10 protein-coding genes are annotated in these 13,595 nt (G+C 61.5%); 3 read left to right on the plus strand and 7 right to left on the minus strand.

The features are described 5' to 3' along the window. Window positions 1–35 precede the first annotated feature (35 nt). The 6 genes from CYD26_RS15410 to CYD26_RS15435 form a co-directional block, all read right to left on the minus strand. Window positions 36–1,562, minus strand: coding sequence for an APC family permease (locus CYD26_RS15410; RefSeq protein WP_102053016.1), 1,527 nt, complete (start codon window positions 1,560–1,562; stop codon window positions 36–38). Between the two features lie 105 nt (window positions 1,563–1,667). Then, a complete protein-coding gene (locus CYD26_RS15415; RefSeq protein WP_102053017.1) occupies window positions 1,668–2,708 on the minus strand; it encodes a DUF3445 domain-containing protein in 1,041 nt (346 codons plus the stop codon). Between the two features lie 13 nt (window positions 2,709–2,721). After that, on the minus strand, window positions 2,722–3,690 hold the full coding sequence (locus CYD26_RS15420) for a PDR/VanB family oxidoreductase (RefSeq protein ID WP_099773216.1): 969 nt from the start codon (window positions 3,688–3,690) through the stop codon (window positions 2,722–2,724). Then, window positions 3,687–4,289, minus strand: coding sequence for a dimethylamine monooxygenase subunit DmmA family protein (locus tag CYD26_RS15425; protein ID WP_099773215.1), 603 nt, complete (start codon window positions 4,287–4,289; stop codon window positions 3,687–3,689). The genes CYD26_RS15420 and CYD26_RS15425 overlap by 4 nt, the downstream gene beginning before the upstream one ends. 256 nt (window positions 4,290–4,545) lie before the next feature. Further along, the gene (locus tag CYD26_RS15430) at window positions 4,546–6,000 is read right to left on the minus strand and encodes a sigma-54-dependent Fis family transcriptional regulator (RefSeq protein WP_065760507.1); all 1,455 of its coding nucleotides are present in this window, start codon (window positions 5,998–6,000) and stop codon (window positions 4,546–4,548) included. Further along, window positions 5,997–7,061, minus strand: a complete 1,065-nt coding sequence (locus CYD26_RS15435) for a PAS domain-containing protein (protein WP_256587546.1) — start codon at window positions 7,059–7,061, stop codon at window positions 5,997–5,999. The genes CYD26_RS15430 and CYD26_RS15435 overlap by 4 nt, the downstream gene beginning before the upstream one ends. Window positions 7,062–7,496: 435 nt before the next feature. On the opposite strand from CYD26_RS15435, the gene CYD26_RS15440 reads away from it, so the two are divergent. Further along, window positions 7,497–7,925 carry a GNAT family N-acetyltransferase gene (locus CYD26_RS15440; protein WP_102053018.1) on the plus strand — a complete coding sequence of 143 codons (429 nt, stop codon included), beginning with the start codon at window positions 7,497–7,499 and terminating at the stop codon, window positions 7,923–7,925. A 138-nt stretch (window positions 7,926–8,063) separates the two neighbouring features. On the opposite strand, the gene CYD26_RS15445 is transcribed toward CYD26_RS15440, so the two are convergent. After that, entirely contained in the window at window positions 8,064–8,936 is an 873-nt protein-coding gene (locus tag CYD26_RS15445) for a LysR family transcriptional regulator (RefSeq protein ID WP_102053019.1), read from the minus strand. 103 nt (window positions 8,937–9,039) lie between these two features. Here CYD26_RS15445 and CYD26_RS15450 point away from each other — a divergent pair, with 103 nt between their 5' ends. Continuing rightward, a complete protein-coding gene (locus CYD26_RS15450; protein ID WP_102053020.1) occupies window positions 9,040–10,575 on the plus strand; it encodes an NADH-quinone oxidoreductase subunit L in 1,536 nt (511 codons plus the stop codon). Next, window positions 10,572–13,019 carry a YbcC family protein gene (locus tag CYD26_RS15455; RefSeq protein ID WP_102053021.1) on the plus strand — a complete coding sequence of 816 codons (2,448 nt, stop codon included), beginning with the start codon at window positions 10,572–10,574 and terminating at the stop codon, window positions 13,017–13,019. Before CYD26_RS15450 ends, CYD26_RS15455 begins: the two co-directional genes overlap by 4 nt. The last annotated feature ends 576 nt before the right edge of the window (window positions 13,020–13,595 follow it).

Here is a 13,595-nt window from a genome sequence, read left to right on the forward strand (position 1 = left end):
CAGCATGAGTAGGGAGGTTTGATAAAGGCGTTGGCTTAACGCACTGGCACGCCAGCAACGTTGGCGGCCTTGGGCAGAGGCTTGGAGAACTTCCAGGCGTCGCCGGCCGGGGCCGTACCTTTGTCATAGGGCTTGGCCAGCAGCATGTAGAGGAAGCCTGCGCCCATCACCACCACCGTGGTCAGAATCATCGAGTAGTTGATGTACCAGGCCGCATCAGGACTGCGCGGCCAGACCATATTGATGATGGCGCCAACACCGTAGATCAGCGCGGCGATGTTCACCAACAGCCCCCAGCCACCGAGGCTGAACTGGCCGCTCGGGCGCCAGCCCTTGCCACGGGCGATCAGTGCAGCGATCACAATCAACTGGAACGCCACATAGATGCCAATGGCGGCGAAGCCGACGATGGTTGCCACGGCATCGGCCATGAACAGGCCAAGGCAGACAATACACGCCGGCATCACGCCGCTCACGACCAGCGCGAACGACGGTACATGGTTAGCGGACAAGCGCTTCAGCAGGTTGCTGCCAACGATCATCTCGTCACGTGCGTAGGAGAACAGCAAACGGCTGGCAGCAGCTTGCAGGCTCAGTACACAAGAGATGAAGGAGACCATCACTACCGCCATCACCAGTTTCGAACCTACCGGGCCGAAGGCATTGGCGAGGATGGTGGCAACCGGGTCAGTATCTTCGCCAGCGATCACTTTCTGCATGTCCGGGACTGCCAGAATCAGCGCCAGGCAGGCGAACATGGCCGCAGCACCACCAATGTAGATGGTCATGCGCATGGCCTTGGGGATGCGCTTGCCGGGGTTGGGGGTTTCTTCCGCCACGTCACCGCAGGCCTCGAAGCCGTAGTACTGGAACAGGCCCGCCAGGGAGGCAGCGAGGAAGGCTGGCAGGTAGGAGCCGTTGACGTTGAGCTCAAAGGTGTTGAACAGCACGCTGATCGGTTGATGACGCTCGAAGATCAACAGGTAGCCGCCCACCAGAATGGCGCCCACCAGTTCACAGAGGAAGCCGAACATGGCCACTCGGGCGAGCAGCTTGGTGCCCACCAGGTTGAGTGCGGTAGACATCAGAATCAGGCCGAGGGCGATATAAATGTTGGCGTTTGAGCTGGCGTCAAAACCAAGCATGACAGCCATGTAAGGGCCCGCACCGACGGCGACACCGGCGATGGTGGCGCACAGCGCCCAGGCATAGACCCAACCCACCATCCAGGCCCAGCGCTTGCCGACCAGGCGTCGCGCCCAAGGGTAGACGCCACCAGAGATGGGGAACTGCGACACCACCTCACCGAACACCAGACACACCAGCATCTGGCCGAGGCCAATCAGCAGGTAAGACCAGAACATCGGCGGACCACCTGCCGCGAGGCAGAGGCCGAACAGGGTGTAGACGCCGACCACCGGCGACAGATAGGTGAAGCCCAGGGAGAAGTTTTCCCACAGGCTCATACTACGGTTGAAGTTGGAGCTGTAGCCGAGCGCACGCAGTTGCTCGGCGTCCTGATCGAGAGAAGCGGTTGCACTTGCCGCAGAAGACCCACTCATATTGTTTTCCTCATTTGAATGGCAGTCGTTTGCATGGCGGCGGGTCGCTGCCCGCCGGTGCTCATCGAAGAGCCTTTATTGTTATGGGTGAAGCGAGATGCGCACTTATCCAGCCTTGGCCACCTCCTCATCTCGGCCGTCGTCAAACTGCGAGAGCCATTCAACGGCGGCATCGCGGTACCGGGTGAAGCCCTTGTAGTCCACCAGTTCCTGATTCAGGGTCTTGAGCACGCGGTGCATGCGTTTGGCCCAGGCTGGGTTGGTGGCGATGTCTTCCAGGTTCAGCAGGTAAGTGCGAATCGGGAAGACGATGGCGTTGCTGCGCGGCAGGCGGTGCAGGGGTTGCAGTTCAATGCGCAGATAAACCAGCTTGCCGGCGTTCTCGGCGGTGACCGTAGTGCGGTCGGGCGCCCAGTCCGGCAGGCTTTCGGCAGAGACATCGAGCCGCGGATTGACCGTCAGCGACCAGTTCAGGCGGCGTACCGGATGGCCGCAGCGCAGACGCAGAAGGAACTTCAGCGCACGGTCGAGCATGCCGGTTTCTTTCAGCAGCGGCACCGGGCCGTGAAATTCGTGCCAGGCCATGCCGAGGTTGAAACGCAGCGAGTAGTCGGCGCGCTGGGTAGCGATACCGGCGCCCCAGTAGAGGGTGCCGTCACGCTCTTCCTGCAGTACCCAATCGCCCTGAGCCTGGCGGGTGATGTACTCCATTGGCTCATAGGGCAAGGTGGACGGATCACCGAAGGTGAAGGTGTCATCGATGTTCAGCAGCGTGTTGGTCCAGTGCCAGCGAGTGCCGTCCTTCTCCAAAGTGAAGTACTCGGGGTAGTCGCTGGCGTAGGACTCCATGATCAGCTCGAGCAGGTCCCACTGCGCTTCCATCATGTGCGGCGCCGACACGTAGTGCATGCCCGGATCTTTCTCCAGCGTGATCGCACGGTCACGGCACTCGCTGATGTAGTGCTCATCGATGTCGAAGACGGCCTTCAGCGCACCGTCGCCCACCGACACGTGAGGCTCCAGGTTCATTGAGTACATGTACTCGTCGTCCGGGAAGGGGAAGGGCGCACGGGCGATGCACTCGGGGCTGTTCGCGTAGGTGTAGTCGTCGCGGTAGGTTTCGTCGGGTCGGAACTGGATGGTCATGGTGGTTCTCCGTTCAGCAGTCGATGACCAGCCGCGAGCACTTGGCACGCGACACGCAGGGCATGATTTTTGTGTTGGCGGCCTTGTCTTCGTCGGACAGCCAGTCGTCGGTGTGGACGATTTCGCCGTCGAGTTCGAGCACGCGGGTTTCGCACTCCCCGCAGGCGCCGCCACGGCACAGGTAAGGAATCGAGTGGCCGGCAGCTTCCGCGGCTTCCAGCAGGCTCTGGTCAGGCGACACTTCGATGGTCGCGCCGCTGCGCGCCAAGGTAACGCTGAAGGCCTCGCCGACACTGCCTTGTTCTAGAAAGCGCTCGTAGTGAATGTGGCTATCGGTCCAGCCTTGGGCATGGGCACTGTCGATGGCATCCTGGATCATGGATTCAGGGCCGCACACATACAGGTGGCTGCCCAGCGGGCGAGCGGCGACGACAACCGAGATATCCAGACGCTGGCCGATATCGTTGCGATACAGGCGTACGGCATCGCCATACTCGCGCACCAGCTCTTCGCCCAAGCGTGCGTGCTCGGCACCGCGTACGGCCAAATGCACCTCGAACGGCGTGCCACGCAGACGCAGTTCGGCCAGTTGCGAACAGACCGGGGTAATGCCGACACCACCGGCGATGAACAGGTGCAGACGAGCATGCTTGCTCAGCGGGAACAGGTTCACCGGGCGCAGGATTTCCAGCACATCACCTTCGTTCACGGCTTCGTGCATCCGCAGTGAACCGCCACGCCCTTCGTCAACACGGCGCACGGCGATCTGGTAGGCACTGGAGTCGTACGGCGAACTCATCAGCGAGTAGGCATTGCGGTAGGTGCCGTTTTCGTGAGGGATCAACACCACCACGTTGCTGCCGCCCGAGAAGGGCGGCAGGTGCGCGCCATCGGTGGCCACCAGGGTAAACCGCTTGATTTCCGGTGTGACGGCTTCGATGCGGGCAACCCGCACACTCAGGGTTCCGTTGCTCAAGCTCATGTGTCGAGCTCCTCTGCTTCTGGCAATTCGCCGGGGACTTCGGCGTCGGCCTTCACGGCCTGGAAGGCGGCGAGACGGCGGGAGTAATGGTCACGCACCACCAACATTGCGTTGCAGCCAGGGCACTGGAACACGCGCTGGGTGACGTTCTCGGTGTAGCTGTCGCAGTGCACGCACCAGATACGACGGACGAACGACCCGGCATGCTCGCGGAGCACCTCGTCACTGTTCATGTCGTAGTGGGTGGCCACCTGCATGGCGGTACCGATGAAGCTCTCCGAGCCCGAAAGGTAGAGCCGGGTGCCCATGCGGGCATTGCCCAGGATGCGCTCCAGATCCGCCACCAACTCATGATTGCTGGGGTACACACGCAGCTCGGCGACCTGCCGCTGCTGCAGTTCGGCGAGGTAGTCCAGGCCGGAGAAGGATTCCTGTGAATAGAGCAGAGTGGTCTGCATGCCTTGCTCGGACATCTCGTCCAGCAGACGCAGCATGGCGCGGCCACCGCTACCCTGGCCTGCGACGAGGTGGCGGATTCCACCCGGCAGGGGGCGCAGTTGGTCATAGACCGGCCGACTCTTGATACCTGTGATCAGCATTGTTGTTTTACCTCCAGGACCGCCAATGCCCGATAGGGCATTCAGCATCGATGCAATGACCCATCAGCTGGATGGGTTGCAGGCTGATATTGCACATGCTGTGCCAATTTTTAAGTCACTGAAATTTATGGATTTTTATTATTCGCAGGCATGAACGTAGGCAAAAATAGCGTGTGCCGTAGGCATTCTTGCAGCGGTATTGGAGGCAGCGGAGGGGGAAAATTGCAGCAGACGGCACATCCCTGTGCCGGGAAAATCAATCGCGTTGCAGCTTGCGAATCAGGGTACCGATATCAATGCCCAGTTGCTGGGCTGCCTTGCGTTTGCTGCCTTGGCTCTGGACTGCCTGGAGAATGAGCTGGCGCTCATAGCGCTGAACCTGCGCCTTCAGGCTTTCGCCCAGTTCGTCGTCGGCTGGCAGCTCTGTATCCATTTCCTGGCGTGGAGTCGTTGGCCTGATGGAAATCGGTGCGATCAGCCCCAGCAGTTCCGGTGGCAGATGCTGTTCACTGGCCTCGTCATCAGCCAGCACAGCCAAGCGCTCAAAAATATTCACCAGCTCGCGGATGTTGCCCGGATAGTCATAGCTCAGGAGCCGTTGACGGCAACCGCCGGACAACCGCAGCGTGGGCTGGCGGTCACGGTTGATGCGCATCAGCAGGATGTCCATGAGCACTGGCAGGTCTTCCAGGTGCTGGCGCAGTGGCGGGATCTCTACCGGCAGCACAGCAAGGCGGTAGTACAGGTCGGCACGGAACTCGCCGGACTCGACCAGCCGCCGCAAGTCCTTGTTGGTGGCGGCGATCACCTGGACTTGTACCGTCTTGCTCAATGGTGAGCCGACCGACTGAATGCTGCCGTCTTCAAGGAACTTGAGCAGCTTGGCCTGGACATGCAGAGGGATTTCGCCAATTTCATCAAGGAACAGGGTGCCCCCTGAGGCGCTTTCGATATAGCCACGCTTGCCACTCTGCAGGGCACCCGTGAAGGCGCCGCGCTCGTAGCCGAACATCTCCGACTCAAACAGGCTTTCCGGAATGCTGCCGCAGTTGACGTGAATGAAGGGCCGGTCGCCCCACCCCGCAGCGCGGTGGATATGCCGGGCAATGGCGGTCTTGCCAACACCAGGCTCCCCCAGCAGAAGCAAGCGAGCGCGGCGGCGAAATGCACGTACGCCAGTGTCGGCGATGCTGGAGAGCAGCGGCGAGAGGTGCAAGGCGTTGTCCTGTGGATCGCCAAGGCCATTATTTTCCGCAGGGGCGAACGCCTGCTGCGACGTGCGACGAGGGCTCTCACGGCCTTCAAAATCGCGCTGCACCAATAGCGTATAGGGCTTTTCGTAAGCGCCGGTGGGAACCGCCTGAGTGCTGGTGAGGAACATGCGACCATCGCGGGAGCGGGTCAAAGCGCTGTTACCACCACGTCCAACAGCTTGCTGGAAATCATCGAAGCTCACGGCCGAACGCTGGAAGAACTCGGCATTGGGCAAGCCGATTGCGTCTTCTCGAGACAGGCGATTCACCCGCTCCGCGGCAAGATTGAGAAAGCGCACACGGGACTCACCATCGCACAGGATGATTGCCTCACTGAAGCTGTCCAACAGGGCGTGCAGCGCAGGGGTTTCCAACAGCGCGGAAAGCACTTCGCTGCTGACATTGACCGAAGATCGCATGCCCATCTTCAGGGGCGGCAAGAGACTTTTCTCGATCATGGATGCAGCTCGCCGTTGTGCTGGATAGTGCGCTCCGCAGCGCGCAGCACTGCCACCTTCCAGGCCACGCCTTCTTGCATGAGGATGCGCGAGCAGTGGACATTGAACAGTTGCAGGTGACCACTGAGATTGATCAAGTGCAGACTGTGCCAGGTGCGTTCAGGCAGTGACCGGTCGAGCAGGGCGTGGGCGATGCTCGCACCTTGGGTGATACCGAAGGCCTGCTCAAAGGCGGCGTTACGCCACCGCGGTTGCAACTCTTCGTCGATCACCAGCACAGCGTCCGGTACCGCATCGAAGACCCGGCGCAAGGCATCGATACGCTGCTCAGCATCGTGCTGCATACGCAGCTCCTGGCTGACGTCACGGATGCTGCCCCACATACGCAACAGGCGACCGTCGTGGATGGCGGCACGGACATCGTTCTCCACATAGGCAGGGGAACCATCGTGGCGGCGGTCCACCGAAAGCGCGCCGTCGACACAAAAATCGGTTTCCACCAGGCGCCTTACGAACTCTTCGTTGGCCGGGCTGCGCGGCCAGTAAAGCCGCACCGGCTGCTGATTAAAGTCGACGTCCGCCGGCATCTCGTAAACATCCGCCATGGCACGGTTACACATGCGCCAGTAAGAGCGGTTTTCGAACACCTGACGGACGACTTCATCGGGTGTCTGGGTAATGTCCACCGCTTCAGCGAACTCGATGCACCAGTACGCCACCTTGGCGCTGTAGAGCATCTGGGTCATGACTTCGTTGGCGTTTTGCAGTTCACTCAAGCGGTGACTCAACGAGCCCAGCGGTATAAACACGAGGTGAATACTGGGAGCGTCGGCGTCACGCCATTCGAGGAAGCCGCTGGCTAGCACGGGAAACAGGCTTGTGCTGTGACGGATGAACGTAAGCGCCAGGCTGCTCAGCTTTTCATCTGCCGGCGGGCAGGAAAACAGTTTACGCAGAAGGTGCGTGGATTCAGCAGTGAAGATGCTTTCGATGCTGCAGTTCTGCATCTCTACCGGTGAGTAACCGAGTTGGTCACTCAACGACGAAGAGACGTTGGTCATGCGTCCACTTTTACAGACCGTGCAGCTAAGTAGGGCACCCCGATCAGCGAGGGTTTGAATAAGCGACATGTGTGCGTCCGAACAGTGGAAATGGGCTCGGGGCTAGATGCGCACAATGCATGCCAACCTCAAGCAGCAGAAAGACCAAGGCTCTCAGCGAGAAAACGCCCCCCGCTGCTGCATTTTCGCAGCACCTGACCTCAAAAATGCAAACCCTCCCTGGCAGGCGTGCTGAGGGAATTTGATTTCCGAACGCACACAAAAAAGGCCAATTCAGAGAATTGGCCTTTTACGTCACTATTCACGAGATTAGCAGATCATCTGCTTTGTACTCACGGGCAACCGGCAGACGTTGAGGAGGGGAGTTTCATCACCACAAGCGTTTGCAGCCATGAGAGTATTTGTTCTTCCCAAAAACGCCACACAGGAGAGTGTATGACGGATAACACTTACAGCTTCAGCTTGGGTGCTGACGCCGAGGCCATGGCGGTAGTGCGCCAAGGCCTGGAACACTTCAATGTGGGGCAGATTGGCCCCTATACCTATGCGGATTTCCAGCTCTATGCCCGCGATAGCAGCGGCCAGGTCGTTGGCGGCCTATTCGGCCACAGTGGAATGGGCTGGCTCTACATTGACTATTTTTGGTTGAACGACACCCTGCGCAGCCACGGCCTGGGCCGCAACTTGTTGAAGCGGGCAGAAGAAGAAGCACGACGCCGGGGCTGCCAGGGCGTTTTTCTTTATACCTACAGCTTCCAAGCACCCGACTTCTATCAGAAGCAGGGCTACCAGGTGATGGGCGTGTTGGAAGACTGCCCACCTGGACACCAGCGTTACTACCTGAAAAAGCCACTGAAGGACTGAGGAAACGCTGAAGAAGACGAGCCGGTGTAGTGGTCTGATCAAATCGGACACCCAGCCGGCTTCTACGCTCCGTGCAAAACTTGCCCTGCATCCTCTTCCACCTCCGAGTCGTCCGCAGCTAACGTCACTCAAATTTCTTCAGTCTCTACGCAGCAGTTCGTCAAGGATGCTCAGGTTGAAATGTCGTTGCAGCGTAACGGCAAAAAACTGCTCGGCAATCTCGGGAACCTCCGCGTAGAGCTGGAGCGAGCCGCTCTTCAGTTCATCCTGCACCACGACCGCCGGAAGCAAGGCGAGATCCCCCGAGTCGCGAGCCAGGAGGCGCAGCATGGCCATGTCGTCGACTTCTGCGCAAATGATCGGAGTAAAGGCGTGGCTATTGCAGTAGACCTCAAACTGGCTGCGGATATCGCTACTGCGGCCCGGAACGATTAGACGCGCACGGTTCAGGTCGCGGCTCAGGTCGAAGGGTTGTCCTGCACTGCGTGGTGGCCCGACCAAGCACACAGCCTGACGATCCAGGAGGCGGCATTGCCAGGTGCGCTGGGCGTCGGCGCTGACGGCCTTGTTGGTCAGCACGACATCCAGCTTGTGTAACGCCAAGCGCTCCAGCAACTCGTCCAGGCTCCCGGACTCGAGGGTTATGCGCAGATCTTTTCGGCCCAGGAATGGGCGCAGAAGATTCTCCTGGAAATTTCGCGACAGGGTTGCCACAGCGCCAATGTGCAGCGCCTGGCTGGCCTGCTGGCTACTCAGAAGAGTCGTTTGCAGCTCACTGCCGAGGGCGAAGATCGTATCCGCGTAGTCCAGCGCCATCCGGCCCGCCTCGGTCAGCAGCAAGCTTCGACCAGAACGGATGAACAGCGGGTGTCCGAGCTGGTCCTCCAGAGCACGGATCTGGGTCGACAGGGACGACTGCGAAACGTGCAGGAACTGCGCGGCGCGGGTGAGGTTGCCTTCCTTGGCCACGGCCCAGAAGTAGTGCAGGTGGTGGAAGTTCAATCGGCGCATGGTTTGTTCTTAAAAAGGGAACGATAGATTCTGATCTATCTATTTTTCATAGATCAAGTGCTACCGGAGACTATCGCCATCGACTCGCCATGGAGAAGCTCCCATGCCAACCATTCTTTACCACCTCGCTTCGCTTTTGCCTTGGGTCTATGCCCTGGCGCTGTTACCGACGACGTGCAGCCGTACCCCGACGCGCTTCTGGTTGCCCGCCCGCATAGCAGGTCACGTGGGGCTGATCCTGGTGCTGGGCGCTTGGCTGCAAGCCGCCATAGATGGACGCGACAACGACCGCCTGGGGCTGGCGATGGCCGGGCTGGTGAGTCTGCTAGCGCTGGTCATCATCGAATACTCCCGGCGCTACCTAGAGGGAGAACCGGGCCAGCGGCGCTATGTCCTGGCACTGCTGGGCACTCTGAGTTCGGTAGCCACGGTGGTGACCGCCGATGATCTGTTGCTACTGGTTGGCGCCTGGATCATCTCTAGCCTGTGCCTGCACCAGTTGCTCACGTTCTACCGCGACCGCCCAATGGCTCTGGTGGTGGCGCACAAGAAGTTCCTGGCCAGCCGCCTAGCCGATGCCTGCATGCTTCTGGCCACCCTGCTGTTGGTGCACGCTGCTGACGGCAGCAGCATGGAGGCGATTCTCGAACACGTCACGATGCGGCTGCAGGCTTCCGGTGCCCTTGGCTGGGACCTGCAACTAGCAGCCGTGCTGCTGGCCTTGGCAGTGATTCTCAAGTCCGCGCAACTGCCGGTGCATGGATGGCTGATCCAAGTGATGGAAGCGCCCACCCCAGTCTCGGCGCTGCTGCATGCAGGGCTGGTCAACCTTGGCGGCTTCCTGTTGCTGCGCTTTGCGCCGCTGATTTCCGCCGCAGTACCCGCTCAGACCTTGCTGGTAGCAATCGGCGGCTTCACGGCAGTGCTCGCCGTCCTCGTGATGATGACACGCATCAGCATCAAGGTCCGCCTGGCCTGGTCCACCTGCGCGCAGATGGGTTTCATGCTGCTGGAGTGCGGTCTGGGGCTCTATGAGCTCGCCCTGGTGCACCTGCTGGCACACTCGCTCTACAAGGCGCACGCTTTCCTGGCTGCGGGCGAGACGGTTACACAGGCGCGGTACCATGCACTACAGCCGCCATCCCACCCGATCAGCCTGGGCGGGCTCTTGCTGGCCCTGCTACTGGCGGCTCTAGGATTGCTGCTGGTACAGGGGGCCTGGCAGTGGTTGCTTCCTGGTCACTCATTGCCCCAGGTGGCCCTGGTGATCCTCGCCATCGGTCTGGCGCCATGGGCCCTACTACGCCAGGGCGCCAAGCTTTACGGGCTAGCCATTTTCAGCCTGCTACTGGGGGCATACCTGCTCTGGCACCAAGCCGCGGCCTGGATCCTCGGTACGAGCCCGGCGCATGCGGTTCATCCACCGTACCTGACCCTGCTGGCGCTGCTGCTTTTCGCTGCACTCTACATGCTGCAGGCCTGGATCCTTGCCCGCCCGCAGGGTGCACTGGCCCGACGGCTGTATCCCCTGGCTTTTGCCGGTTTCTACCTGGATGAGCACTTCACTCGCCTGACCTTCCGCCTGTGGCCGGTACGCAAGCCCCAGCCCACCCCATCCTTCGCCGGAGACTGCCCATGACCGCACTCGAACCCCTTGCCACCTTTCAGCGAGATGCCCTGATTGCGGTAGCCCGGCAAGCATGCGCGCGCATTGCGCCGACCTGGCCGCTGGACCGCATGATCGCGGTCAGCCCGCTCTGGGAACGCCGCGGGCAGCCCTGGCACGAAGTCGCCGAACAGCTCTGGAGGCGTGCTGGCAGCCGCCTGACGCTGGGACCTGACGACTATCGGCAGGCCTGGCGAGACGGGCGTATCGCCGATCGCCACCTGCGCCAGGCCCTCGCCGAGACCGTGCAGGACTTCACCCCGACGCAGCTAGTGCAGGCCCTGGACGGCCCGCCAGCGACTGCCCGGAGCCTGCCACTGCTGGAGGACATGGCCGAACCTGGCCTGCCGCTGCCGGGCTGGCCGGTGCTGATCACACAGCAGATCGGTCAGTGCTGTGCCGCTTGGTTCGATCGGGAGCAAGCCGACTGGCGGCCGGGCGAGGCGGGCGGGCTCTACCGGGCTTGGCGTGCGACCCTCCTGGAGGACCGGGGCCTGAGTGTACTCAGCGCCTGCCCACGTCTCAGCGAGCGCATCGCAGAGCTACCGGATGCGCCGCAGGTAGCGCTGGAGGCGGCCGTGCAGCACCTGGGCCTGCTTGCCGATGAATGGGAGGAATGGTTCGACTGCCTGCTGTTACGCAGCATCGGTTGGGCCTCCTGGTGCGCCTATCGGGGCTGGCAGGCGCGACTGCAGGGCAATGACGACGACACGCTGCTGGATCTGCTGGCCATTCGTGCAGCCTGGGAATGGTTGGTGGACGACCGTCAGCGAGAGCCGCAAAGCCGCTGGCACAGCTGGCGAGCGGCCTGGCAGGAGGGGCGTCTACAGTCGCCCGGAACAGCTTGGCAGGCATTGCAACTGTGGCAGCGGGCCGATGAGTTGGCCTGGCAGGAACAATTGCAGCGCCGCCTGTGCCGTCCCCTGGCGCCTGCACCGGTACAGGCACCGCTGGCCAAGCTGTTCTTCTGCATCGACGTGCGTTCCGAGCCGCTGCGCCGTGCGCTGGAAGCAGTCTGCCCAGAGCTGGAAACCGGAGGTTTCGCCGGATTCTTTGGCCTGCCCATCGCCTACACCCCACTGGGGACCGCTGCCACGCGACCGCAACTGCCCGGCCTGCTCGCACCACAACTGCAGGTCGGCGATAGCACCGGTGATGAGCGACAGGACGATCTGCTGGCGCAGCTGCGTAAGGCTCGCCTTGCACGAAGTGGGCGCTGGCGCCTGTTTGAACGCCTGCCAGCTTCGACCTTCACCCTGGTGGAAAGCGTCGGATTGGGCTATGCCGGCGCGCTGCTTGGCCGCACTTGGGGGCTGCTCCGGGACCGTGGCGAGGCGCACCGGGCTGCCTTGCGTGGAGCGGAGTGGCAACAACTCAGGCCGGTACTGCCGGCACTGACACCGACCCAGAAAGCAGAGCTGGCCGCTCGTATCCTTCGCGCCATGGGTCTTGGCGCAACGGTTCCGCCGATACTGGTACTACTCGGGCACGGCAGCCAGAGCGCCAACAACCCTCAGGCGGCGGGGCTCGACTGCGGCGCTTGTTGCGGCCAGAGCGGCGAGGTCAACGCCCGTCTACTCGCCGACCTGTTGAACGATGGAGAGGTGCGCATGGCGCTGCGCGAGCAGGGATTGGACTTGCCTTATCACTGCCATGTGCTCGCCGGACTGCACAACACCAGCACCGACGAAGTGCAGGTGTTCGCCACCGAGAGCCTATCGCCCGCGCTGCAGCCTGCCTGGCAGCGGGTGCGCCAGGCGCTGGACGAAGCAAGTTTCCGGGTGCGCAGCGAACGGGCCTCGCAACTGGGGCTGGCGGCCCTGGCGGATCGTCCGCAGAAGCTGCTTGCTACGCTTCGCCGCCGCGCCCGCGACTGGGCGCAAACCCGCCCGGAATGGGGGCTGGCGGGCAACGCGGCATTCATAGCCGCACCGCGCGCGCGCACCCGTGGCGTGGATCTGCAAGGGCGCGCCTTCTTGCACGACTACTACTGGCGCCAGGATGGCGAGGGCCAAGTGCTGGAACTGATCATGACCGCGCCGATGGTGGTGGCGCACTGGATCAACCTGCAGTACTTCACCTCGACCACCGACAACCTGCGCTTCGGCAGCGGCAACAAGGTGCTGCATAACGTGGTGGGCGGGCATATCGGCGTGTTCGAGGGCAACGGCGGCGATTTGCGCATCGGCCTGTCACGCCAGTCGCTGCATGACGGTGAGCACTGGGTGCACCGGCCGCTGCGCCTGAGCGTCGTGATCGAGGCGCCGCGGAGCATGATCGACAGCGTGATCGACAAGCATGAGGTGGTGCGCAACCTAGTCGATCACGGCTGGCTGAACCTGCTGCGCCTGGATAGCAGTCCGGCGCGACTGGAGCAGCGCGTAACCGGAGGCTGGCGGGAGCTGGAGCAGGCCTGAACGGCGCTGTGCAGCACCCAAGCGAGGAGCCCGGCTTGCGCACCCGCCATTCGCGCAGCCGGACCTCAACCTCAGGTAGGCGTGAGTTAGCGGTTAGGCTTCCCGCAACAGAAATGTGAGCTTCGCTAAAACGGAGCACGGGGAGGGGGAATTTTCCTCGCCACAGACTTCAGGCGTAAAAAGAAAAGCCCGCTTACGCGGGCCGTTCTCTTGGCCTACCAACCTTGAAGGGCTGGTTCTGGCCGGTCACTTATTTGTGAGCCTACAGCTATGTAGGTTCACAAAATAGGTGATAGGCCAGACCCCGTGAAATTGGAATCTTCGCCATTTTTTTTGTGAAATGAAGGGGTGCTTTTCACAGAAAAGCCGAGAAATCCCTACTCACCAATCACAAAAGTTGATTGGCCTGGAAAGGGCCGTTTACGACCGACGCGTGACTTTTCGGTAAGGGATGAGGAGTAGTCGCAGCGATCCTTTAGCTCCTAGTCTGGCGACCTTGGTGAATCGCCCCTGGTTTCGTAGACACCTCCAAGCCTCATAATGAGGCCCAAATAGGAGGTGCCATGAGTCGTCAGC

Source organism: Pseudomonas sp. FFUP_PS_473, assembly GCF_002858665.1.
Classification (GTDB): Bacteria; Pseudomonadota; Gammaproteobacteria; order Pseudomonadales; family Pseudomonadaceae; genus Aquipseudomonas; species Aquipseudomonas defluvii.

What these genes read in the sequence shown, in the direction of transcription:
- CYD26_RS15445 (WP_102053019.1), bottom strand. Translation starts at nt 8,936, where the DNA reads ATGCGCCGATTGAACTTCCACCACCTGCACTACTTCTGGGCCGTGGCC.
- CYD26_RS15415 (WP_102053017.1), bottom strand. Translation starts at nt 2,708, where the DNA reads ATGACCATCCAGTTCCGACCCGACGAAACCTACCGCGACGACTACACC.
- CYD26_RS15410 (WP_102053016.1), bottom strand. Translation starts at nt 1,562, where the DNA reads ATGAGTGGGTCTTCTGCGGCAAGTGCAACCGCTTCTCTCGATCAGGAC.
- CYD26_RS15435 (WP_256587546.1), bottom strand. Translation starts at nt 7,061, where the DNA reads ATGACCAACGTCTCTTCGTCGTTGAGTGACCAACTCGGTTACTCACCG.
- CYD26_RS15425 (WP_099773215.1), bottom strand. Translation starts at nt 4,289, where the DNA reads ATGCTGATCACAGGTATCAAGAGTCGGCCGGTCTATGACCAACTGCGC.
- CYD26_RS15420 (WP_099773216.1), bottom strand. Translation starts at nt 3,690, where the DNA reads ATGAGCTTGAGCAACGGAACCCTGAGTGTGCGGGTTGCCCGCATCGAA.
- CYD26_RS15440 (WP_102053018.1), top strand. Translation starts at nt 7,497, where the DNA reads ATGACGGATAACACTTACAGCTTCAGCTTGGGTGCTGACGCCGAGGCC.
- CYD26_RS15455 (WP_102053021.1), top strand. Translation starts at nt 10,572, where the DNA reads ATGACCGCACTCGAACCCCTTGCCACCTTTCAGCGAGATGCCCTGATT.
- CYD26_RS15450 (WP_102053020.1), top strand. Translation starts at nt 9,040, where the DNA reads ATGCCAACCATTCTTTACCACCTCGCTTCGCTTTTGCCTTGGGTCTAT.
- CYD26_RS15430 (WP_065760507.1), bottom strand. Translation starts at nt 6,000, where the DNA reads ATGATCGAGAAAAGTCTCTTGCCGCCCCTGAAGATGGGCATGCGATCT.